This is a genomic window from Ilumatobacter fluminis, assembly GCF_004364865.1.
Lineage (GTDB): Bacteria > Actinomycetota > Acidimicrobiia > Acidimicrobiales > Ilumatobacteraceae > Ilumatobacter > Ilumatobacter fluminis.
Genome location: NZ_SOAU01000001.1, coordinates 3,084,752 through 3,106,564 on the forward strand (window position 1 = coordinate 3,084,752; position 21,813 = coordinate 3,106,564).

At 69.3% G+C, this 21,813-nt stretch carries 22 protein-coding genes; 8 read left to right on the forward strand and 14 right to left on the reverse strand.

Annotation, left to right across the window (positions count from 1 at the left end; genetic code table 11):
- A complete protein-coding gene (locus BDK89_RS13960; protein WP_133869520.1) occupies window positions 1-879 on the reverse strand; it encodes an aldo/keto reductase in 879 nt (292 codons plus the stop codon).
- Window positions 880-905: 26 nt separating this feature from the next.
- Complete coding sequence (locus tag BDK89_RS13965) at window positions 906-1,808, reverse strand: DMT family transporter (protein ID WP_133869521.1); 903 nt, start codon at window positions 1,806-1,808, stop codon at window positions 906-908.
- Between the two features lie 157 nt (window positions 1,809-1,965).
- On the opposite strand from BDK89_RS13965, the gene BDK89_RS13970 reads away from it, so the two are divergent.
- Complete coding sequence (locus tag BDK89_RS13970; RefSeq protein WP_133869522.1) at window positions 1,966-2,385, forward strand: CoA-binding protein; 420 nt, start codon at window positions 1,966-1,968, stop codon at window positions 2,383-2,385.
- 10 nt (window positions 2,386-2,395) lie between these two features.
- Here the strand turns inward: BDK89_RS13970 and BDK89_RS13975 are convergent, their stop codons facing one another.
- The 3 genes from BDK89_RS13975 to BDK89_RS13985 all read right to left on the reverse strand — a co-directional run bounded on the left by BDK89_RS13975 (window position 2,396) and on the right by BDK89_RS13985 (window position 4,328).
- The gene (locus BDK89_RS13975) at window positions 2,396-3,166 is read right to left on the reverse strand and encodes a DUF429 domain-containing protein (protein ID WP_133869523.1); all 771 of its coding nucleotides are present in this window, start codon (window positions 3,164-3,166) and stop codon (window positions 2,396-2,398) included.
- A 33-nt stretch (window positions 3,167-3,199) separates the two neighbouring features.
- Entirely contained in the window at window positions 3,200-3,553 is a 354-nt protein-coding gene (locus BDK89_RS13980) for an iron chaperone (protein WP_166657582.1), read from the reverse strand.
- A 94-nt stretch (window positions 3,554-3,647) separates the two neighbouring features.
- Entirely contained in the window at window positions 3,648-4,328 is a 681-nt protein-coding gene (locus BDK89_RS13985; protein WP_133869525.1) for a hypothetical protein, read from the reverse strand.
- A 47-nt stretch (window positions 4,329-4,375) separates the two neighbouring features.
- Between BDK89_RS13985 and BDK89_RS13990 the strand changes: the two genes are divergently transcribed.
- From BDK89_RS13990 to BDK89_RS22585, 3 genes are all read left to right on the forward strand, one after another.
- Window positions 4,376-5,194: a phytanoyl-CoA dioxygenase family protein gene (locus BDK89_RS13990; RefSeq protein WP_133869526.1), complete on the forward strand. Its 819-nt coding sequence runs from the start codon at window positions 4,376-4,378 to the stop codon at window positions 5,192-5,194.
- Between the two features lie 442 nt (window positions 5,195-5,636).
- Window positions 5,637-7,070 (forward strand): thioredoxin family protein, encoded by a 1,434-nt coding sequence (locus BDK89_RS13995; RefSeq protein ID WP_133869527.1) that lies wholly within the window; start codon window positions 5,637-5,639, stop codon window positions 7,068-7,070.
- 14 nt (window positions 7,071-7,084) lie between these two features.
- Window positions 7,085-7,606 (forward strand): UGSC family (seleno)protein, encoded by a 522-nt coding sequence (locus BDK89_RS22585; RefSeq protein WP_279586791.1) that lies wholly within the window; start codon window positions 7,085-7,087, stop codon window positions 7,604-7,606.
- A 100-nt stretch (window positions 7,607-7,706) separates the two neighbouring features.
- Here the strand turns inward: BDK89_RS22585 and BDK89_RS22435 are convergent, their stop codons facing one another.
- From BDK89_RS22435 to BDK89_RS14025, 4 genes are all read right to left on the reverse strand, one after another.
- Window positions 7,707-9,098, reverse strand: a complete 1,392-nt coding sequence (locus BDK89_RS22435; protein ID WP_243839174.1) for a collagen-like domain-containing protein — start codon at window positions 9,096-9,098, stop codon at window positions 7,707-7,709.
- A 196-nt stretch (window positions 9,099-9,294) separates the two neighbouring features.
- Window positions 9,295-10,143 carry an HhH-GPD family protein gene (locus tag BDK89_RS14015; RefSeq protein WP_243839175.1) on the reverse strand — a complete coding sequence of 283 codons (849 nt, stop codon included), beginning with the start codon at window positions 10,141-10,143 and terminating at the stop codon, window positions 9,295-9,297.
- Complete coding sequence (locus BDK89_RS14020) at window positions 10,140-11,492, reverse strand: lysylphosphatidylglycerol synthase transmembrane domain-containing protein (RefSeq protein ID WP_133869531.1); 1,353 nt, start codon at window positions 11,490-11,492, stop codon at window positions 10,140-10,142. The genes BDK89_RS14015 and BDK89_RS14020 overlap by 4 nt, the downstream gene beginning before the upstream one ends.
- Window positions 11,493-11,531: 39 nt before the next feature.
- On the reverse strand, window positions 11,532-12,515 hold the full coding sequence (locus tag BDK89_RS14025) for a serine hydrolase domain-containing protein (RefSeq protein ID WP_133869532.1): 984 nt from the start codon (window positions 12,513-12,515) through the stop codon (window positions 11,532-11,534).
- Between the two features lie 152 nt (window positions 12,516-12,667).
- On the opposite strand from BDK89_RS14025, the gene BDK89_RS14030 reads away from it, so the two are divergent.
- A complete protein-coding gene (locus BDK89_RS14030) occupies window positions 12,668-13,135 on the forward strand; it encodes an RNA polymerase sigma factor (protein ID WP_166657583.1) in 468 nt (155 codons plus the stop codon).
- Window positions 13,128-15,596, forward strand: a complete 2,469-nt coding sequence (locus tag BDK89_RS14035) for a hypothetical protein (RefSeq protein WP_133869534.1) — start codon at window positions 13,128-13,130, stop codon at window positions 15,594-15,596. Before BDK89_RS14030 ends, BDK89_RS14035 begins: the two co-directional genes overlap by 8 nt.
- 83 nt (window positions 15,597-15,679) lie before the next feature.
- Here BDK89_RS14035 and BDK89_RS14040 read toward each other — a convergent pair whose 3' ends face one another.
- Window positions 15,680-16,183 carry an 8-oxo-dGTP diphosphatase gene (locus BDK89_RS14040; protein WP_133869535.1) on the reverse strand — a complete coding sequence of 168 codons (504 nt, stop codon included), beginning with the start codon at window positions 16,181-16,183 and terminating at the stop codon, window positions 15,680-15,682.
- Entirely contained in the window at window positions 16,180-16,761 is a 582-nt protein-coding gene (locus BDK89_RS14045; protein WP_133869536.1) for an LOG family protein, read from the reverse strand. Before BDK89_RS14045 ends, BDK89_RS14040 begins: the two co-directional genes overlap by 4 nt.
- Before the next feature lie 65 nt (window positions 16,762-16,826).
- Here BDK89_RS14045 and BDK89_RS14050 point away from each other — a divergent pair, with 65 nt between their 5' ends.
- On the forward strand, window positions 16,827-18,437 hold the full coding sequence (locus tag BDK89_RS14050; protein WP_133869537.1) for an acyl-CoA dehydrogenase family protein: 1,611 nt from the start codon (window positions 16,827-16,829) through the stop codon (window positions 18,435-18,437).
- Window positions 18,438-18,519: 82 nt separating this feature from the next.
- Here BDK89_RS14050 and BDK89_RS14055 read toward each other — a convergent pair whose 3' ends face one another.
- Genes BDK89_RS14055 through BDK89_RS14065 form a run of 3 tightly spaced genes read right to left on the reverse strand, consistent with a single transcriptional unit; the run spans window position 18,520 to window position 21,187 of the window.
- Window positions 18,520-19,197, reverse strand: a complete 678-nt coding sequence (locus tag BDK89_RS14055) for an HAD family hydrolase (RefSeq protein ID WP_133869538.1) — start codon at window positions 19,195-19,197, stop codon at window positions 18,520-18,522.
- A gap of 5 nt (window positions 19,198-19,202) precedes the next feature.
- A complete protein-coding gene (locus BDK89_RS14060) occupies window positions 19,203-20,342 on the reverse strand; it encodes a hypothetical protein (RefSeq protein ID WP_133869539.1) in 1,140 nt (379 codons plus the stop codon).
- Between the two features lie 41 nt (window positions 20,343-20,383).
- A complete protein-coding gene (locus BDK89_RS14065) occupies window positions 20,384-21,187 on the reverse strand; it encodes a hypothetical protein (RefSeq protein ID WP_133869540.1) in 804 nt (267 codons plus the stop codon).
- Window positions 21,188-21,323: 136 nt separating this feature from the next.
- Here BDK89_RS14065 and BDK89_RS14070 point away from each other — a divergent pair, with 136 nt between their 5' ends.
- Window positions 21,324-21,812 (forward strand): TlpA family protein disulfide reductase, encoded by a 489-nt coding sequence (locus tag BDK89_RS14070; RefSeq protein WP_133869541.1) that lies wholly within the window; start codon window positions 21,324-21,326, stop codon window positions 21,810-21,812.
- Window position 21,813 lies beyond the last annotated feature (1 nt).

Consider the following 21,813-nt stretch of genomic DNA (forward strand, 5'->3'; position numbering starts at 1 on the left):
TCAGATCCGCTCGAGCTCGCGGCCGTCGAACAGCGGGGTCACACCGAACTCGTCGGCGTCGGCGGCCATCTCGGCATCGGTCGGCGCCGTCACGTCGCCCGACGCTGCGTCGAGGATCGCCGGAAGCAGGCGGGCATCACTCGTCGTGTTGAGGAACAAGTCGGGTTCGGCGAGCACGTAGCGCACGGCGCGGGCGATGGCGTCGGGTTCGGTCAGCGGCTCGTACCAACTGAAGTGCGGCTGACCGGGATCGGCCCACCGACCCCGAGCGATCGACTTGATGGTCTGTGCCGCCACGCCGCGTTCACCGCACCGAGAGCGGAGCGCACCGACGTCGGCCCGGTAGTCGTCGAGCCCGAGCAGGGAGTGGTTGTACGGGAACAGCACGCTGTCGAACGCGAACGCATCGAGACTCCGCAGGTGCATCGACGCGATCCGCAGCCCGTGTCCGGTCACCCCGATGAACCTGGTGAGTCCTTCGGCACGAGCCTGTTCGAGCGCAGCCACCGCACCGTCGGGGGCGAACGCCGTCTCCCACTCGTCTGGTTCGACCAGGTTGTGGAGCTGGATCAGGTCGACCTGGTCGACCCCCATCCGTTCGAGTGACCGCTCGAGTTCGGCCCGCGCCGCCGACCCCGATCGTTCACCGGTCTTGGTGGCGAGGAAGAAGCGGCTGCGGTGGTCGGACAGGAACGGCTGCAGTCGGTCTTCGCTCGCGCCGTAGCTCGCCGCCGTGTCGATGTGGTTGACCCCCGCTCGATCGATGAGCTCGAGGGTGGCGTCGGCCCGCTGCTGGCTCATCCCGCCGAGCGCAGCGGCGCCGAAGATGATGCGGGTGGAACGGTGTCCGGTCGACCCGAACGGTGCAGTCGGCAGCATGCGGCGACACTACCCCAGGCCGAAAATCAGGGCCGCCGAGCAGTGTTCACCAGGTACGCGCCCGCCACGGCGACGACGCTGCCGAGGAGCGCAATGGCGTACGTCGTCTCACCACGCAGCGCGACCCCGAGCGCGATCGACATCGCCGGGATCAGGTACGTGGTGCTCGACGCCCGGGTGCTGCCGTAGCGCCCGGTGTTCGACGCCATCAGGACGAAGGCGACCCCGGTGCCGAACGCGCCCAGCACGGCGACGGCGAGGAAGCTGCGCCACTGGAACGTCGAGTCGCCGATGCCGGCGATCCCCATCGGCGCCGTCCACACGAACGCCAGCGGCAACGCCCGGCCGATGACGGCGATGGAGCCGATCCGTCGTTGCACCGGTCCGGCGACGTTGAGGGCGACGCCGTAGCACGCCAGTGCGGCCAGGATCATCAGGATGCCGCTCGCGCTCGACGATCCTTCCGACCAGGTGGGAGCGGCGATCATCACGATGCCGAGCAGCCCGACGGCGAGGCCGACCATCTGACGAGACGGTGGGAGCGCCGCCACGATCACGGCGGCCACGGCTGCGGTGAAGATCGGGTTGGCGCCGTTGAGCATGCCGGTGACGCTCGACGAGACCCGTTCCTCGGCGAGCGAGAACAGCGTCAACGGCAACGCCATCCACACGACCGACAACAGGCCGATCCGCGCCCACGCCGCACGATCGACCGATCCGCGCCACCCGCCGAACGCAGCGATGACGACCATCCCGAATCCGATCCGGAGCCACGACACGAGGTACGGCGAGAAGGCATCGAGCCCCTCGGCGATCAGGTAGAAGCTCGACCCCCAGATCAGGCCGGGCGCGGCCCACCGAGCCCAGTCGATCGGGCCCATCGATACGTCTTCGGGAGCCACGGTCGGGAGCACGGTCTGGCTGGCCATCGCCAGCGACGATACGGCGGTGCGGTCGCCTCCCGCTGGCCGGTTTCGGACGGCGCGTCGATGTTCCGAACGGGCGGGTGCCAAACGGCTTGCCCCGCACCGGGTGCACCACCCAAGATGACGTCGTGCAGCCACCCATCTGCCCCGCACCGTCACGATGCCGCTGATCGACGAGAACGACGGACTCCGTGCACTCCTGCGGCGGACGCAATCCGTCGCCGTCGTCGGCGTGTCCGACAATCCCCGTCGACCGAGCCACACCGTCACCCGCTACCTCATCGACCACACCGAGTGGACCCTGTGGTTCGTCAACCCGACCGTCGACGAACTGTTCGGCCGACCGGTCTATCCGAGCCTCGACGCGCTTCCCGAGGTGCCCGACATGGTCGACGTGTTCCGCCGCACCGAGCACCTGGCCGGGGTCGTCGACGAGTCGATCGCGATCGGGGCGACGTCGGTCTGGTTCCAGCTCGGCCTCGTCAACGACGTCGCCGCCACACGCGCCGTGCACGCCGGCCTCGACGTGGTGCAGGACCGGTGCCTCGAGATCGAGTTCGCCCGGCTGATCCGCCGCTGAGCCGAGTTGCTCACCGGGTTCGGCCCGGAGGCCGGAGCGCGTCGAGCGGTGACGTCGGGACGTGGATCCAACCTTCGCGTCGGGCCACGTCGACCTGCGCCGGGTCCGGCCCGGCTGTCGCGCCGGCACGCACCGCCAGCGCGATCAGGGCACACACCCAGGCGTCGAGTACATGGTCGCTCGCGACCGCCGCATCGGCGATCGCCGTGCTGTCGAGCCACGAAGTCGTCGAGCGGGCCAACTCACGCACGATCGAGTCGCGCACCGCTCGGGCTTCCTCGGGCCGATTGCGCGCCTTGTAGCCGCGGCAGGCGATCGTCCACGCTGCGAAGGCGGCCGCCGGATACGTCTCGCTGACGACGCCGCTGCCATCGCGGGCCGCCGGCTCGCCGGCCCACACCTCGTCGGCCCAGCGCTGCTGCAACAGCGCGGCGCGCATCGCGACCACGCCGAGCAGGTCGGCCGACACCGACAGCGGATACCGACCGACGATCTCGCGCGTGACCAGGTCGGTGAGCCGGTGCGTCAACGGCCGACGGTCGGTCGTGCCCGTCCACCGGCCGCCGCGGTGGTGAGCTGCGACTGCCTCGACGAATGCGTCGGGCCAGCCGAGCGGGGCATCGACACCGATCGCGTCGGCGTCGACGGCGAGCGATACCAGCAGGTCGTCGTCGGCTTCGTCGTCGACGGCTCGGGCGACCCACCCGCGCGTGGCCCGTTCGATCACCACGACACCGGTCGACGCCGGACTCGCCGCCAGGTCGATCCCGATCAGCCGCACGCCATCAGGATGCCATCGACCTGCTCGCGAGCGTCAGTCGCCGCGAATCTCGGCGAGCCTCGCTTCGAGGAGGCGCTCGACCAGCGCGGCGGGGAGCGGCTGGTCGGGGGTGAAGTGGAGCGACGACTTCGTGCAGTCGTAGCCGGCGGCGTCGAGCCGGAGGCCCGGGAGCACGGTGCCGCTGTGGGGCAGGTAGCTCAGGTGGTTGCTGAAGGCGCCGAACCCGGCGACCAGCTTGCCCTCGGCACGGAACGCCGGGAGCTTGTACGAGATCCCCTGCTCGGCGTCGGGGATCACCGCCAGGATCGCCCGGCGGAGTTCGTCGAGCGCGCGCCGCTGGTCGTCGGGCAACGTCAGGAGGTAGTCGTCGATCTCGGAGGCGGACACCGCGTCAGTGTCGGTCAGGGCGGCGGCCGATGCAAGCCGCCGACTGTTCAGCCGCCCGGGCGATTCGTCGTTCGTCGGTCAGTCGTTCGACCGGTCACTCGTTCGGCGGCACGGTCGAGGTGGGAACGAGCCAGAGGTCGAAATCGCCGTCGAGGGGCGGTGCGTCGTCGAACGGTGCCGACGGATCGCCGAGCACGGCGACGCCCAGCTCGCTGTCGGCGAGGATGAACCCCTGTGGTGTGGTGAGTTCCCAGTGGGTGTGGCCGTCGTCAGGGCCGAGGTGGTACCAGCCTGCTTCGCCGTCGATCGCCGTGAACTCGGACAGGTACAGCACGACCGGCGCACCGATCGGCATCGCCTCACGGATCACATCGATCTCGTAGCGCTGCGCATACGGCCAGATCACGTGGATCGGTCCGTCGAGTTCGCCGGCCTCCACGATCAGCTCGATCATGCGGGTCGCCGCCGGGTCGTCGGGGCCGTCTCCGAACCGCCACCCTTCCTCGACGTCGACGATGGTGCCCATGGCCGTTCGGTCGGATCGTTCGGCGAGCTCGGAGAGACTCGCCGCCGGTTCGTAGTCGCCGACCTCGAGCGAGTCGAGCGGCCCGGGTGCCACCACCTCGGGTTCGTCGTCGTTGCCGCCGCAGGCCGTGGTGGTCAGCGTCGCCAGCGCGACCAGACCGGCAACGGCACTGCGGCGCCGGGAGCGCGCTCGCCGACGCGGCTCGGGGCCGCATCGGAGCCGGTTCCCACCCTGAAGCCCTCGTGCCACGCACGGCAGCCTAGAGATCGCAGAACGATTCTGCGATCCTGGTTCCGATGACGAGCGCCACCCCCGACGCGATCGATGCCTTCCGACACGACGGCGCTGCCGTGCTCCGCGAAGCGGTCGACCCGGCCACGCTGGCTGGGTTGGCCGACGGCGTCGAGTACAACCGCACCCACCCGAGCCCGTGGTCGCACTGGTACACGAACCCGGACGAGTCGGTCGGATTCTGGAGCGACTACGTGACCTGGCGCTCCGTGCCGCAGTACGAGGCAGCCGTCTTCGGCAGTGGTCTCGCCGAGGTCGCCGCAGCCCTGATGGGTTCGGACACGGTCCGCTTCTTCCACGAGCACGTCCTGGTGAAGGAGCCGGGAGCCACCGAGCGCACGCCGTGGCACCACGACCAGCCGTACTACTCCGTCGACGGCGACCAGAACGTCTCGATGTGGATCGCACTCGACCCGGTGCCCGAGGGAGCGGGCGTGCGGTTCGTCGCCGGGTCGCATCGCTGGAACCGCTGGTTCATCCCGCGCAAGTTCGTCGATCACACGCCGTACGCCGCGGAGTCGGGGCGGTACGAGCTGCTGCCCGACATCGACGCCATGCTGGCCGACGATCCGACCCTGCGAACCGTGACCTTCGGTGTCGAACCGGGCGACGTCGTCGTGTTCCACTACCGGACCCTGCACGACGCGCCGGGCAACCCGTCGGCCGACCGGCGACGACGGGTCGTCAGCTTGCGCTGGGTCGGCGACGACGCCGTGTGGGCCGAACGCCCGTGGCAGGTCTCGCCCCCGTTCGAACCCGACGGCCTCCGCCCGGGCGACCCCCTCGACGACGACCGCTTCCCCGTCGTCCCGACCGCCCCCTGACCCCGCCGCCTCCAGGGCGCTCCCCACCGACCACCGCCGGACCCACAGGCGATTAAATCCACTTCAGGTCCACCGGTGGACGCACAGGCGATTTAATCCACCAGGAGTCCGGCACCGACCCGACCCCGACCAGCCCTCACCCGGACGCACAGGCGATTAAATCCACCAGGCGTCCACCGGCGGACGCACAGGCGATTTAACCCACCAGGCGTCCGGCACCGACCCGACCCCGACCAACCCCTCACCCGGACGCACAGTCGATTTAATCCACCTCGAGTCCACCGGTGGACGCACAGGCGATTTAATCCACCAGGCGTCCGGCACCGACCCGACCCCGACCACCCCCACCCCCGGACGCACAGGCGATTCGACCCACCAGGAGTCCGGCGGCGGGCGGGTGCTGGTTCGCCGGGTGGTTGCACCACGGCGTAGCGTCGGCGGGATGGGGAAGCCGGTGTTGCCTGACGGGTTGGTGGTCGTGGTCAAGCGCGACTGCGAGACGTGCCGCACGGTGGTGCCGGTGCTGCAGCAACTGGCCGCCGGCCCCGGCATCACGGTCTACACCCAGGACGACCCCGACTTCCCCGGCGACCCGGCCGCCGTCCACGACGCCGACCTCGGCGTCAGCTGGCACCACGAGATCGAGACCGTCCCCACCCTCATCTCGGTCGAGAACGGCACCGAGGTCGACCGCACCGTCGGCTGGCTGCGTACCGCATGGGAAGCGCTGACCGGCATCGAGGGCCTCGGACCCGACCTGCCGACGATGCGTCCGGGCTGCGGCAGCAAGAGCGTCGACCCCGACTTGATCGACGAGCTCCGTGTGCGCCACGGCGGCAGCATCCTCCAGGCACGGCGGATCGAGGTCGCCGACGCGGAGGACGACATCGAGATGATGTTCACACGGGGCTGGACCGACGGCCTCCCCGTCGTGCCGCCGACCGAGGCGCGCGTGATGGCGATGCTCGACGGCACCACTCGCTCTCCCGACGAGATCGTCGCCACGGTGCCGCCCGACCTCGTCGATGTGACCGTCGAGAAGGTCGCCATCGCCGCCGTCATGGCCGGCTGCAAGCCGGAGTTCATGCCGTGGGTCCTCACCGCGGTCGAGGCGGTGTGCAACGACGAGTTCAACATGCACGGTCTCCTCGCGACCACGATGCCGGTCAGCCCGGTGATCGTGTGCAGCGGCCCCGGCACCCGTCGGATCGGCATGAACTCGGGGATCAACGCGATGGGCCAGGGCAACCGTGCCAACTCGACGATCGGGCGGGCGCTCCAGCTCGTCGTCCGCAACGTCGGCGGTGGACGCCCCGGCGAGGTCGACCGGGCGACCCACGGAAACCCCGGCAAGGTGGGCTTCTGCTTCGCGGAGGACGACGTCACCTCGCCGTACGGCACGCTCGCCGGACAGTTCGGGATCGACGACGGTGTCGACGCCATCACCGTGTTCGCCGGCGAAGGACCGCACTGCATCGTCGATCAGCTGAGCCGAACGCCCGAATCGTTGGCCAACTCGCTCGCCCACCAGCTCCAGGCGATGCACCACCACAAGCTGGTCATCGCGTTCGACGCCATCCTCGTCATGGGCCCTGAGCACGCCCGGGTGTTCGCCGAGGCCGGTTGGGACCGCGACCGGATCCTGTTCGAGCTCCACTCCCGACTCACGACACCGGCAGCCGAACTCGCTCGCGGCGCCGATGGCATCACCGAAGGTGTACCGGCCGGACTCGAAGGCGACCTGCCGAAGTTCACGCCGACCGGCCTGATGCTGGCCTACGCCGGTGGCGGTGCCGGGCTGTTCTCGATGCTGATCGCCGGTTGGGCGAACGGCGCGAAGGGTTCGACACCGGTCACCCGAGCGGTGCGATACTGAACGCAGGAGGGGCCATGACGCGAACGATCCTCGATCCGACCGGAGAACGCACCGTCGCCGAACGGGCACGCCTGGCGCGCCCGGCATCGCTCGACGGGCTGACCGTCGGCTTGCTCGACATCTCCAAGCCGCGAGGCGACGTGTTCCTCGACCGGCTCGAGGAGCGACTCACCGGCGTCGGCGCGAACGTCAAGCGCTACATGAAGCCGACGTTCACCAAGCCCGCTCCGGTCGACCTGCGGCACGAGATCGCCACCGAGTGCCAGGTGGTGATCGAGGCGCTCGCCGATTGAGGCAGCTGCACGTCGTGCAGTGTGCACGACATCAGTGATCTCGAACTCCGTGGCATCCCCGGTGTCTTCGTCGCGTCGCAGGAGTTCGTGACGGCGGCCGAAGCCCAGTCGAAGTCGCTCGGCTACTCGGCGATGGCGCGGGTCTTCACCCCGCATCCCATCCAAGACCGCACCGACGACGAGATGCGGGCCTACGCCGACGCCGCCTTCGACGACATCGTCGCCCAAGTCACCGCCGGCTGACCCACCCCAACCCACCCCGACCGCCGAAGGCGTGAACAAACTGCGGAACTATTCCGCAGTTTGTTCACGCCTTGCTCGTGATCGTCGAGGGGTGTCGGGGTCAGCTGCCGATCGACAGCGGGGCGGCGAGCGGGTAGCTCGGGAGCCCGACCGACGCCGGTGTCGCGGTCTGCAGGAGGTATCCGTGCGCGGTGCCCGACGACGCGTAGCAGTTCGGGTTGTCGATCGACGCCGAGGTGAGCGACACGTTCGGCGACATGCCGTTCGCGTCCGCCGTGGCCTTGGTCATCAGCGAGTCGAACGCATTCGAGTACACGATCGTTCGGCTCCACGTCGCCGGCGATCCGGCGCCGCCCGAGTTCAGGTAGGCCGTGCCGGTGCAGCCGGCGCCGGTGTAGTAGATCTGGCCCGGGTACATCGTGCCGTCCCATGCGAAGCCGGCGAGATGACCGGTCGAGGTGAGCACCTCGACGCCGTAGTCACCGATGCTGGTGACGGTGCCGATCGTGTTGTTCGATGCGTCCTTGAGCACCATGGCGCCCGACGGACCGGCGGGACCCTGCGGACCGGCGGGACCCTGCGGGCCCGTGGCGCCGGTCGCGCCCGGGTTGCCCTGCGGGCCTGGTGCGCCGGGATCACCCTGGTCACCCTTCGGTCCCTGCACACCAGGATCGCCCTGGTCACCCTTCTCACCTTGCGGGCCCTGCACGCCGGGGTCGCCCTGATCGCCCTTCGGCCCCTGCACACCAGGGTCGCCCTGTTCGCCTTGCGGGCCCTGCACACCGGGATCGCCTTGCGGACCGGGGACACCCTGCAGACCCGGGATCCCCATCAGGCCCTGGATGCCCTGCGCGCCCTGGTCGCCCTGGTCGCCTTGCAGGCCCTGCGGACCCTGGTCGCCTTGCAGGCCCTGCGGACCCTGTTCGCCCTGTTCGCCCTGTTCGCCCTGTGGGCCTTGTTCGCCCTGCGGGCCCTGCGCGCCGCGAGCGCCCGTGTCACCCTTCGGGCCGGGAGCACCGGCACCGGGCGCATACCAACCGAGCACGTCGATGATCACGTCGACCGAGCCGGCATGGTTGTAGACCGAGAACTTGCCGTTCCCGAGTCGGACGTCGGTCGTGTTCGCGACGACGCCGACCTGCGGCGTCGGGTTCAAGGTGGATGCGTCGGGTCGGGACGAGCCGTTCGGGAACAGCGTGATGTGGGTCGGCTTCGTCGGCAGGACGGCCGTGACGTTCACCGACAGGGCGGTGGCGTCGGCGGGGATCGAGCACGTCCCGACGGCAGTGATCGACCGGGTCTTGCCGGCACCGAGCCAGCCGGAGCCGGTCCCGACATCTCGCGAGTCGATCAGTCGACAGGAGTCGGACGGGTAGAAGACCGACGGTCCGGCATGGGACGACGAACCGGCCGAAACGGCAAAGCCTGCCGTCGCGGTCAGTCCGACGATCGCGAGTCCGGTCAGGACGCGTCGGGTCGAGCGGGTTTTCACGGGAACCTCCGTAGCTGGTGCTTTCAGCACCGTTGACAACAACGCCGAGTCGGCCGCAGCCCGCCACGGCGCCGAAGCACCCGGACCGGTCGGAGATCTCGACGCACGGGTTCTGCATCGGGCCTGGTCAGGCGACCCTTGACCGGTTACCGGGTGCGCGACAGCCGTGCTGTTGTCGCCGTCGACCGCCCGACGCTCAACCGGGAAGCCGGACCGACATGTCGTCCAGTACACACAAGCCGTCGGCGATCAGCGACCGAAGCAACCGGTCGGTAGTGGCCTCGTCGCGCTGCATCACCGTGGCTACATCGATGACGGCGACCGGACCGTCGCCGAGGGCTTTCATCAAGCGACCGCGGGCCTGGCGGTCGCTGCCCTCGAACGGGGCCTGCTTGGTGCTGACCCCGCTCGACCCGACCGCCGGATCGGGCCGGTCGACGTCGCCGGCCCATGAGCAACGGGCACGGATCGGGCAGGCGTCGCACGCCGGGTCCCGCGGGCGACACAGGACGGCGCCGAGGTCCATCAGGCACTGGTTCCAGACCCAGGCGTCACCGCTGGGGCAGTACTCGTCGGCGATCGCCTGCACCCGCTTCGGCGTCAACCGCTCCCCCGCCACTCGGGCATAGACACGTGCGATGTTGGTGTCGACGACGGCCGCATCGAGCTCGAACGCGAACGCCATCACCGCTCGCGCCGTGTACTGGCCGATGCCGGGCAGCGCGAGCAGACCGGCCAGGTCTCGCGGAAAGCCACCGAGCTCCACCACCTGCTGTGCCGTGGCGTGCAGGTTGCGGGCGCGACGCGGGTAGCCGAGCCCTTGCCACTCGCGGAGCACGTCACCGAGCGGGGCGGCGGCACAGGCCTCGGGCGTCGGGAACCGTTCGAGAAACGCCTCCCAACGCGGGATCACCCGGCCGACCTGGGTCTGCTGCAGCATGACCTCGCTCACGAGGACCGCCCACGGGTCGCGGGTGTGCCGCCACGGCAGGTCGCGCAGGCGCGGCACGCCCCAGGCGAGCACGTCGCCGGTCAGGCCACTCACTCCTTACGATTCCGTCGCCAGCGCCGGAACTTCTCCTGCTGCTCCTCGATCTTCTCCCGAGCCGACGGAGGTCGTCGGATGAGCTGGCCGGTGTCGTCACGGGTCGGGAACCGCATCTGGAAGTCGATCTTCGACTCGCCGCGACGTGTCTCCTCCTCGGCCAGATCTCGCAACCGGATCAGGCGGTCGCGTCGCTCGATCGACCAGGGCCCGACACGGAGCGACAGGTACATCAGACCGCCGAGCAGGATCGGGAAGAAGAACTGGGCGAAGCGGTACGCGGCGACACCGAGGGTGGCGCGGCTGCGGGTGGCGCCGAAGCCGACCAGCAGTGCGACGTAGCTCGCGTCGACGTACCCGAGCCCTCCCGGTGTGATCGGGATGGCGGCGAGCACGTTTGCGATGCCGAACGAGACGATGATGGCGTCCAGCGGCATCGTGGTGTTGAACGCACGGAGGAAGACCCACAGGGCGGCCATGTCGAACATCCAGTTCAGCGCCGCCCAGAGCACGACACGACCGAGGAGTTGCCGGTCGGAGATGAGCTGGTCGAGCCGCTCGGCCACGCGGTGGAGGACGAGCGCTGCCTTGTTCTCGTCGATGTGGATCTTGCGAGCGATCCATCGCACCGCCCGCTCCGATCTCCCCTGGCCTTCCATCAGGCCGAACACCAAGGTGGCAGCGAGACCCATCACGATCACGCCGGCCAACGCTGCCGATGCGTAGATCGGGTTGACGCCGCGGATGAGGATCGACACGACGAGCCCGCACCACAGGATCAGGTTGAGCACGACCGCTGAGCCGAGCCCGACCGTCGCCAAGGCGAACCCGGCGTCGGGGCCGGAGATGCCCGACAGTGTGAGCAGCCGATACCCCAGTGCCGACGACGCCGCGTTGCCGCCGGGAACGATCGACGAGAGTGCGCGAGTACTCATCTGGATGCGGAACAGCCGGCCGCGGGAGATGTCGTGCCCGGCGTCGCCGAGCGCGGCCTTCATCAGCGGGGCGTAGCAGTAGAGCGCGATCAGTTCGAGTACCAGACCGAGCACGAGCAGCGCGGGTTCGACCTGACGGAGATCTTCGAGGGCGTTCCGGAAATCGGGGACGAGCGGGACGACGAAGTAGTAGATGACCGCCAGGAACAGCAGCAGCTTGAGCGTGAACCGGAAGGGGCGGCGGGTCGGGGCGTCGCCCTGGCGTGCCTCGTACTCGTCAGGTTCGACCCGCAACACCGAGTCCGAGTCGAACCCGCCGGCCTGTTCGACGGCGTGGTCGCCCGCGCGACCGTCCGGCTCGGCGGACGGCTCGGACGCAGCAGCGTCGGAAGCGGGGGTCGTCGGATCGGTCATCGGTGACTCACCGCCGCTGAGCAGGGCGGTCGCGCCAGGTTATGTCGACGGCGGGACGCTGCGGATGAGGTCGGCGATCGGCCCGACGACGTGACGGCGGTGCTCGGCCGGGGTCTTGCCCAGGTGGACGATCGTGAGTTCTCGGTCGGGGACCACGATGATGTACTGCCCCTCGTAGCCGTGAGCCGCGATCGAACCGGGGAACTCGGGCCACATCCACCAGTGACGGCCGTAGTCGAAGCCGGTCGGCAGGTCGTCGGTCGGGTCGTGGGCGACGAACGTGCGGCCGTGGTCGGCCCACCCCTCGGGCAGGATCCGCTCACCGTCCTCGGTGACACCGTCGTGCCGGTACAACTCGCCGAATCGGGCGAAGTCCCGAGCGGTGGCGTACACGTACGACGAGCCGACCCAGGTGCCGACGCCGTCGAACTTGGGGATCGCACTGGTCATGCCGGTCGGGCCGAACAGGCGCTCCATCAGGAAGCGTTCCATGTGCTCCTGGTCGTGACCGACGATGTCGCCGATGATGCGGGTGACGATGTTCGTCGTGCCGGACGAGTAGTTCCAGACGGTGCCCGGTTCGTGGTCGAGGGGGAGGCCGGCGGCGTAAGCGGCGTGGTCGTGGGCGCCGTCGCCCCACAACATCGCGATGCAGTTCGACTCCTCACCGTCGACGTAATCCTCGAGGAAGCGCAATCCGGGCCGCATCTCGAGCAGGTCGAGGGTGGTGATCTCGGCCTTCGGCGTGCCGGCCCACCCGGGGACCGGTGCGGGAGCGTCGAGATCGAGCAGACCGTCGCGGACGAGGATGCCGCATGCGGCGTGGGTCATCGACTTGGCGGTGCTCCAGGAGATGAGGGTCGACTCCGGGCCGATCTCGACCGCCGGCTGGAAGTCGTTCGCCGGCTGCACGCCGTACCGCTCCCCCACGATCTCGCCCCGGCGGAGCACCACCATCGCGAGCGACACCCCCTGCTCCGGATCGCGCCCGAAGATCGCATCCACCTGCTCCTGCACCCTCATAGGGCCGAACCTTACGAGGACGGTCGGTTGATGTCAGACATCAACCGACCGCTCAGGAGCGTCACCGACAATCGCCGGCTCGGCTGATGTCTGACATCAACCGACATCCTTCGACCCAACTGGGTGGCATGCTGGCGGGTGTCGGGGGTGACATGACGGATGTGAGTGGGCTCTTCGACGCCGAATACGGGCGTCTCGTGCGATCGCTCGGCGTCGCGTTCGACCCGGTCGACGCCGCCGACGCGGTCCAGGAGGCGTTCATCCGGGCCGACCGGAAGTGGGCCGAGGTGTCGCGCTATGACGACCCGGCCGGCTGGGTCCGACGGGTGGCGGTCAACCGCCTCCTCAACGGCCAACGCAACCGGCGCCGCCGAAGCGAGATCCTCACCACCGTGCGGCCGGTTCCCGACGCCGACCTCACCGCCGATCTGCTCGACCTGCGACGTGCCGTCGCCGCACTCCCCGACCGGATGCGGGCGGCGGTGTGTCTGCACTACCTGGCCGACCTCCCGGTCGACGAGGTCGCAGCGGCGCTCGAGGTCAGCCCCGGCACGGTGAAGTCGAACCTGCACGACGCACGCACCCGTCTCCGTTCCCTGATGGAGGTGTCCGATGCCTGAAACCGACTTCGCCGCGCAACTCGCCCGACTCGCACCCGAAGTCGACGAAGCCGGCGCCAAGAGCGTGTTCGAGCGTCACCGGCAGCCGTCGGGCACGCCGCGCTGGCTCCTCCCCGCTGCCGTCGTCGTCCTGATCGTGGTCGGCGTAACCGGCCTCGTCCTGATGCGAGGCGACGATGCCACCGCCCCGGTGAGCCCGGTCGACGACGCGCTGCGCCCGAACGACGGCGAGACACTGATCGCCGACGAGGCGTACTTCGAGGTCGTCATCGTCGCCGAGACCACGGTCGGGTTCGGCAACGCCGCGCTCGTCGGCTCGACGGAGGAGCTCGACTCGCTGTGGGCCGGCTGGAACCCCGGCGTCGAGCAGCCCGACGTCGAATTCGCTGAGGCTGTCGCCCTCGTCATGACCCGACCCGACAACGCGTGCGCCGACGTCGTCACCCGGTTCGAGGTGACCAACCGGAACGGCGTCAGCACCTGGATACCGGTGTTCGAGGAGCGAGCCGACGCCTGCGAGGACCCGCTCCTGTCGTGGCTGTACGTCGTCGCCATCGACCGTGCGGCACTGGGCGACCGCGCCGACATCGTCGTGCCCGCCGCGGAGCTGTACGACGTGTCCGAGCAGACGATCGAGTACACGGCGCCGGACGGAACGCCGGACGAGTCGGACGATGCCGCCACCGTCACGTTGACGCCGACCGACGTGGTCGTGCCGCTGCCGCCGGAGGGCGAGCCCGAACTGCACAACACCGCCGCCGGCATGTTCTACGTCGTCAACCACGGCGACGGCGACGTGTCGGTGATTCAGGCGACGATCGATCTGATCTCACCGGTCGACCCGGACACCACCAACCTGATGAGCTTCGTGGTCGCATCCGAATCGGGCCGGTCGTTCTTCTCCGAGGGCGAGGTGTGGGACGCGTGGGGCCGGTCGGCCACACGTGACCGTGTCGACGATCTCACCGGCTACGCCGGCAGGGTCGTCGGCGACGAGGTCGAGATCCTGGCGTCCGACGCGACCCGGGTCGAGGGCGACCCCGAGGTGCCCGACGGTGAGCAGTACCCGCTGCCGGCCCGACCGTTCGGCGACGGCATCACGGTCGAGCAGTTCTTCACCCTGTCGTCGTCCGGTCCGATCTGGCGGATGTTCGACGCACAACTCGTCGTCGAGGAGGGAGTCGGACGGATCTGTCCCGTCGACGAGGTCGTCGATCCGACGGGGTGCCCCGATGCCGGGATGGTCATCGACACCCAGGTCCGCTCGGGCAACGCCGACCTGACGTCGTGGTACGGCTCCCCGATCCTCGCCTTCCAGGACCCGGTCCGCGGCTTCACGCACGTCATCCCGCTCGCCGGATACAGCAGCCGAAACGAGCGGCTCGGCATCGACACCGGCGACGCCTTCGTGACGAGTATCCGGATCGGCTGCGGCGGTCCCGACGGATCACTCGTCATGGCGAACGTCGGTCTCGAGATGCCCGAGCGTGCGACACGAACCCTCACGGTCGTCGAAGACGGCCAGGAGCTCGGGAACGGCACCACGAGCGGCAGTGGTCAAGTGGTGATCGGATTCGGTCTCACCGAGGTACCCGGCGAGAACGCCGAGCTGGTGGTGACCGACGGCGACATCGAGTACGCCCGCATCCCGATCCCGGCCGAGACAGTGACGAGTTGTGCGACCAGCGAGGCTGCACCCTGGGAACCCCCGTCGGAATCCGGCCGCGACGACGACGTCCCGTTCCGAGTCGTGTCACGGCCGATCGGCGGCAGTGGCGGTGGATGGATCGGCTGGGCGGCCGACCAGGCGCAGCTCGACAGCCTGTTGACACTGTTCGACCGCGTCGGCACCGGCGATCCGATCGACTACGAGTCGGAAATCGCCCTGCTCGTGTCGATCGACGGTGGCACCTGTGGACCCTTCTTCGATGGTCTCGACCTGGTCGACGGCCACGTCCAGGTTCGAACATTCAGCGATCCGGAAGACGGCTGCCGACTCCCACTCGATCACGAGGCGACGGTGCTGGCGCTGCCCCGATCCGAGTTGAGCGGAACGACCTCCATCGCAGCGGACGCCACCTCGAGTCCGACGATCGTCGAGTTCGCCACCGACTCCGGACGCTTCCTCGCCATCGGCGACGCCGGCTTCCAGGTCACCAACGCTCAGATCGACTGCCGGAACACCGGGCAGCTGCAGCTGACGATCCTCGGACACGGCGACGGGGTGGAGTCGATGGCGGTCGAGGCCCGGATCGGCGAGCGCCCGCTCCCCGACGCCACGTCCCCGAGCGTGAATCCGGCCGACGGCGCGCTCCTCGCCAGCGTTGCCATCCCCGACGGCGTGGTACTCGACGAACCCATCACGTTCACCGTCGACCCGGCTGGATCGACCGGAGGGTTGCTGGAGAGTCCCCCGATCTCCCCCGATGCGCTCGGGCCCCTTCCCTCGAGCTGCCGGTGAGGTGCCAGTCGGTTGAGGTCAGACCCCAACCGACGGAGTCTCTGCGGTGACCGACCGACTGGATCGTCGGTTGGGGTCTGACCTCAACCGACGGAGAGTTGGGCGTCGAGCAACTGGTCGTCGTCGAAGGTTGCCTTCAGCTCGAAGGGGACCCGGTTCAGGAGGGACGGGAACCAGAGTTCGTCGTCTTGCCACATCCGCTCGAAGGGGACGTCGTCGAGGGTGAACCAGAGCGGCACGGCTTCGTCGGTCTCGGTCGGCTCACCGTCGAAGTCGTCGGCTCGGAAGACGATGCAGTGGATCTTGGTGCCGTCGACGAAGTCGAACCACAGCCGACCCGCCTCGGCGACGCCGGTCGCCGTGACGTGCAACTCCTCCTGCGTCTCGCGGACGGCACACTCCATCGCCGTCTCGCCCGGGTCGATCTTGCCGCCGGGCCCGTTGATCTTGCCGGCACCGATCCCGCGCTTCTTGTGGATCAGCAGCACCTGTTCGTCGCGGATCACGAACAGCAGCGTCGCCCGGATGTTCGGGTCCCAGGTCGCCCAGTCGACGTCATCGACGGACCGCGGGCTCCGACCCGTCATCGAACGCTCGGGTCGGTCCACTTGCTCGGGCTGCTCGGCGCCGGGCCGGTGGCGATCGCCAACGCGTCGGCCACCGTCGACGCCCGCTGCGCCATCGCCCGGTGGGCCGGCATGATCAGCCCGGCGTCGACGCACTCGTCGAAGAAGCGGAACAGGCTGTCGAAGTAGCCGTTGACGTCGAGGAACACGACCGGCTTGGCGATCGTGCCGATCTGGTTCCAGGTCAGGATCTCGATCACCTCGTCGAGCGTGCCGTACCCGCCCGGCAGGGCGATCATCCCGTCGGACTCGTCGCACATCGCCTGCTTCCGAGTGTGCATCGAGTCGGTGACGATCAGGTCGGTCAGCCCGGTGTGGGCGACCTCGCGGTCGTACAGCGCCTGCGGGATGAACCCGGCGACCTCGCCACCGGCCGACAGAGCGGCGTCGGCAACGGTGCCCATCAGGCCGACGCGGCCGCCGCCGTAGACCAGACGGTGCCCGTGCTCGGCGATCGAGCGACCCAGCTCGGTCGCCCGTTCGATGATCGCCGCGTCGTTGCCCGGATTCGCACCGCAGAACACACACAGACTTGCCACCCGGCCAGGATGCCACGGCGCGCTCGGCTTGGGGCGCACGGGTTACCGGGCAGTAAGTTGGAGCCATGACGACGCCCGATCTCGCCGCCGCCGAAGCCGCCATCGAGACCGCCGAGGCCGTGATCGCCAAAGCCATCGCTCGCCTGACCGAGCTCGGTGGGCCCGACCAGAACCAGGTCTTCGCGTACGACCTCGCCCACGGCGGCGCCGCCGTCGCCACGGCGCGAGCGATGCTCGAGTACGGCACCAAGGGCGACACCGAGGCCGCCCTCACCTGCGGCTTCGCTGCCGACGCCGTGCACGATCTCGCCACCAAGCTGATCGGCCGTCACGAGCTGTGGGGCGTCGACGCCGACGCCTTGGCATCGACCGACGGTTTCGTCGGCGAGTACCGCGACCCGTCGTTCGTCGCCTCGCTCGCCAAGACGCCCGGTGCGCTGCACCTGCCCGACGACATGGACATGGTGCGCGACGCGTTCGGTTCGTTCGCCGACGACGTCATCGCGCCCCACGCCGAGCACGTCCACCGCACCAACGGCGACGTGCCCGAGGAGATCATCTCCGGCATGGCCGAGCTCGGCGCCTTCGGCCTGAGCGTGCCCGCCGAGTACGGCGGCTACAGCGAAGGCGGCCCCGACGAGTACCTCGGCATGGTCGTCGCCACCGAAGAACTCAGCAAGGCCAGCCTCGGCATCGGCGGTTCGCTCATCACCCGACCCGAGATCCTCACCCGGGCGCTCGTGAAGGGCGGCACCGAAGAGCAGAAGTCGCAGTGGCTCCCCAAGCTGGCGACGGCCGAGGTCATGCCCGCCGTTGCGGTCACCGAGCCCGACTACGGATCCGACGTCGCCGGCCTCAAGGTCACCGCCACCCCGGCCAAGGGCCCCGAAGGCCAGCCCGGCTACGTGATCAACGGTGTGAAGACCTGGTGCACCTTCGGCGCCCGTGCCGACGTGCTGTCGCTCCTGGCCCGCACCGACCCCGACAAGACGGCCGGCCACCGTGGCCTGAGCCTGTTCATCGTGCCCAAGCCCCGCGGCGACGGTCACGGCTTCGTGCTCGAGCAAGACCCCGTCACCATCGACGGCGTCGACCGCAAGGGCAAGATGGAGGGCCGCCCCATCGACACGATCGGCTACCGCGGCATGCACTCCTACGAGATCGCCCTCGACGAGTGGTGGGTGCCCGCCGACAACCTCGTCGGTGGCGAGGACGGCATGGGCAAGGGCTTCTATCTCCAGATGGCCGGCTTCGAGAACGGACGCCTCCAGACGGCTGCGCGTGCGCTCGGCGTGATGCAGGCCGCCTACGACTCGGCCGTGGAGTACGCCGAGAACCGCAAGGTGTTCGGCGAGAACATCATGGAGTACGAGCTGACCCAGGCCAAGCTCGGCCGCATGGCCATGCTGATCCAGGCCAGCCGCCAGTTCTCGTACGCGGTCGCCCGCCTCATGGGCGAGGGCAAGGGCCAGATGGAGGCCTCGATGGTGAAGGCGTACGTCTGCAAGGCCGCCGAGTGGGTCACCCGCGAGGCGATGCAGATCCACGGCGGCTTCGGCTACGCCGAGGAGTACGAGGTCAGCCGCCTGTTCGTCGACGCCCGGGTGCTGTCGATCTTCGAAGGCGCCGACGAGACCCTCTGCCTCAAGGTCATCGCCCGCCGCATGGTCGCCTGAACAGATGGGGTCAGGCACCTTCTGGACTTCGACGCCCTGGTGACCTCGACCTGGCTTGCCAGAAGGTGCCTGACCCCATCTGTTACAGGAGGTCGGTGACGGCTCGGATGCGTGCGAAGTCGGCGCCCTCGTGGTCGTCATAGGGGTCGATCAGGACCGGGGTCAGACCGGCCGCCGTGGCGCCGCCGACGTCCATCACGACCGAGTCGCCGACGTAGACGATGCGGTCACGCTCGAACTCGGCGAAGTACGGGAGTGCGAAGTCGAAGATGCGTGGGTCGGGCTTCGCCACCCCCACGACATGGCTGTCGATCACGACGCGCATCGACGTGCACGGCCCGTCGCCGGCCTGGCAGATCTCGGCGACCGCGAGCGCGGCCTCCACCTGACCGCTCGCGTTCGACACCACGCCCATCGGCACGCCTCGTTCGGCCAGAGCGGCCAGGGCCGTGAGCGTCTCGGGGATCGCCCAGCGCCAGAGGTGCGCAGTCCGGGTGTGGTCGAGCACCACGGCTGCGTGGTCCACCAGATCGTCACGCACACCGACCGTTCGCACGTAGGTGACGTTGTACGAGTCCCACTCGGTCTCACCCTCGAGTTCTCGTGACTTGGCCGCCATGGCGGCGTAGTGCGCTCGCCGGTGCACCTCGACCGACGGCTCGCCGCCGTACGGCTCGAGCAGCGGGCCGAGCACCGTCGGGTCGGGCAGCACCAGCACCCCGCCTGCGTCGAACAGGATCGCGTCGTAGTCGATGCCCATGACGGTCAGTCCAGCGTGAGCGGATCGATGCCGCACAGATCCAGTGCGCCGAGCACGTCTTCGGCGGTGAATCCCTCGATGTTGCCGACGAGCAGCTCGTCGTACAGACATTGGGCGCCCTCCTCGTCGACACCCATCGCCATGAACTGCTCGACGTAGAGGTCTTCGAGTTCGCCCGCCGACGACAGGTCGGGCGAGGTGATCTGCTCCATCGAGACGCCACAACCGAGCATGGTGGCGAGCACGAGGTCTTCGTCGACGTCGCTCGGCGGCAACGCCTCGATCTCGGCGGTCACGCACTCGATCTGGTCGTCGTCGAGACCGATCGAGGCGAGGCTGGTGGCCAGCAGGTCGTCACCGACGGCGAGGTCGGGTGCGACGGCGGTGCCGATCTCCTCCAGACGGTCCAGATCGATGCCGCAGAACTCGAAGATCGGGATGAGGGCGTCGGGGTCTTCGAGCGACGACGGGTCCGAGAAGTCCATCTCCTGGAAGATGCACGCCGCTTCGGGCATCGTGAACCCCGAGGCGACGAGCTGGCCGATGAACTGGTCGCGGAGTGAACCGTCGCTGAAGCTGAAGTCGTCGTCGGGTTCGTCGGGGTCGACGTCGTCGTCGAACTCGAAGCCGCAGTGCTCGGCGTTGAACGCCCGGATCTCGTCCCGGGCGGCGTCGCGCTCGGCGTCGAGTTCGTCGACCAGGGAGAGGTCGGCCACGAGCATGTCGTAGCCGGCGTCGGCGAGCGCGTCTCGGAACTGGCCGCTGATGTCGGCCGACGTGGCGACGGCGTCGGCGATCTCGGCCGGGGCCGAGTCGACCGACGCTTCGAGCGCCGGGATCAACTGGTCGAGGTATTCCTCCACCGCTGCCGGGTCGGTGTAGTCGACCAGGTCGCTCTCACTGCTCAGGGTCTCGACCTCGATCGCGACGGCGCACCAGTCGGCGAACTCGCCGGCCGGCGCCGTCGTGTCGTCGGGTGCCGTCGTCGACGGTGCATCGGTGGCGGGCGCCGGAGCGCTGGTGCTCGGCGTCGCCGTCGTCTCGGGGGCGGCGTCGGTGGTCGAGGCCGACTCGTCGTCGCCTCCACTGCACCCGGCGATCACCAGTGCGCCGACGAACAGGAGCGCCGGGATTCGGGGAGTCATGTGGCCACGGTACCCGGGGAGCGCCGGCGGCCGGTGGCAGCTCAGACGATGCCGGTACGCAGGAGTTCCGGCGCGAACGGGCACTCGGAACGCAGTGCGACGCCGACCTGGGTCGACCGGCCGTCCGCGTTGATCACCACGTCGACCAGGTCGATCGGCAGATCGTCGACCGACGCTCCCCACCCGTCGTCGTCGGGGATCGCTCGTCGGGCGACCTCGGCGACGTACTGGTGCGGGATGCGGGTCCCGGTCGGGGTGACGAGCCACACGGGTGTGCCGGCCGACGACGCCGTCGCGGCCAACACCTGACTGCCCAGCGTCGTGAGCACGCGACGGTCGCACGCAGCGGCGGCTTCGATCAGCACGAGGTCGGCGTCGGCGACCGCGGCCGGGAGCTGGTCGTGGGTGATCGGTTCGGCGGCGACCTCGGCGCGGTCGAGGCGACGGACCAGGTCGCCTGCCCGGAACTCGCTGTCGGCGCACCAGACACGCAGGTCGTCGCGGCCGACCAGGGCGTCGGCAATGGTGGGCGGGTATCCGACCGTCACCACGGCGCCGTCGGCGGGCAGTGCGGAGGTGAGGCGTGCGGTGACCGGGTCGTCCATCAGCACGTCGGCCAACTCCCACGCCAGCGTCGACGGGTCGTCGGACACCAGCAACTGGGCGCACAGCCACCACATCGGTCCGGCGTCGGGGTGACGTTCGATCATGCGCCGGCTGGCGACGACGAGGTTCGCCGGGTCGGCGCGGAGCGAGCCGAGGGCGAACGCCGCCTCGCGAGCGAGGTCGCCCGGGTCGCCTCCACCGGAGCGTGCCACGTAGCGCAGATGCTCGATCGGATGCACCCCACCAACCTACGCCCTCCCCCACCCCCGATTCACTCGCGCCGACCCGACCAAGGCGTGAACAAACTGCGGAACTATTCCGCAGTTTGTTCACGCATTCGGCGGGTTGTGGTGGGGGTCGGTAGGATCGCACGCCGTGGCGACGAAACTGCCTGACGATCTGATGTTGCGCCCCCTCGGAGGCGAAGCCCGCGAGCTGGCCGAGTGGCTCACGACGTTCCATCTGGCGAGCGTCGTCCTCGACCCGTACACCAACGAGAGCGCCTGGGTCCTCAAGACCGCCGTCCGCATCCTCGAGGAGTTCCGCGGTTCGCACGCTCGCGTCAACTTCGTCGTGACGGCCGACGACGCCGACGCCAAGAAATTCCTGGGCCCGCTCACCGAGCAGTTCCTGGTGTTCACCGACCCCGACCGCAGCTTCGTGAAGGCGCTCGAACTCGAGTCGCTCCCGGCGTTCGTGTTCGTCCGCGTCGACGGTGAGGCCGTCGCCACGGCCGAGGGCTGGAGCCCCGAGTCGTGGGAGGCCGTCGCCGACGCCATCTCCGACACCACGCGCTGGAGCCCGCCGACGATCCCGGCGCCCGGCGACCCGGTGGCGTTCGCCGGCTCGCCCGCCGCCGGCTGAC

Coding starts and splice junctions, on each gene's coding strand:
- BDK89_RS13960 (WP_133869520.1), bottom strand. CDS start 879: ATGCTGCCGACTGCACCGTTCGGGTCGACCGGACACCGTTCCACCCGC.
- BDK89_RS13965 (WP_133869521.1), bottom strand. CDS start 1,808: ATGGCCAGCCAGACCGTGCTCCCGACCGTGGCTCCCGAAGACGTATCG.
- BDK89_RS13970 (WP_133869522.1), top strand. CDS start 1,966: ATGCCGCTGATCGACGAGAACGACGGACTCCGTGCACTCCTGCGGCGG.
- BDK89_RS13990 (WP_133869526.1), top strand. CDS start 4,376: ATGACGAGCGCCACCCCCGACGCGATCGATGCCTTCCGACACGACGGC.
- BDK89_RS13995 (WP_133869527.1), top strand. CDS start 5,637: ATGGGGAAGCCGGTGTTGCCTGACGGGTTGGTGGTCGTGGTCAAGCGC.
- BDK89_RS14020 (WP_133869531.1), bottom strand. CDS start 11,492: ATGACCGATCCGACGACCCCCGCTTCCGACGCTGCTGCGTCCGAGCCG.
- BDK89_RS14025 (WP_133869532.1), bottom strand. CDS start 12,515: ATGAGGGTGCAGGAGCAGGTGGATGCGATCTTCGGGCGCGATCCGGAG.
- BDK89_RS14030 (WP_166657583.1), top strand. CDS start 12,668: ATGACGGATGTGAGTGGGCTCTTCGACGCCGAATACGGGCGTCTCGTG.
- BDK89_RS14035 (WP_133869534.1), top strand. CDS start 13,128: ATGCCTGAAACCGACTTCGCCGCGCAACTCGCCCGACTCGCACCCGAA.
- BDK89_RS14040 (WP_133869535.1), bottom strand. CDS start 16,183: ATGACGGGTCGGAGCCCGCGGTCCGTCGATGACGTCGACTGGGCGACC.
- BDK89_RS14050 (WP_133869537.1), top strand. CDS start 16,827: ATGACGACGCCCGATCTCGCCGCCGCCGAAGCCGCCATCGAGACCGCC.
- BDK89_RS14055 (WP_133869538.1), bottom strand. CDS start 19,197: ATGGGCATCGACTACGACGCGATCCTGTTCGACGCAGGCGGGGTGCTG.
- BDK89_RS14060 (WP_133869539.1), bottom strand. CDS start 20,342: ATGACTCCCCGAATCCCGGCGCTCCTGTTCGTCGGCGCACTGGTGATC.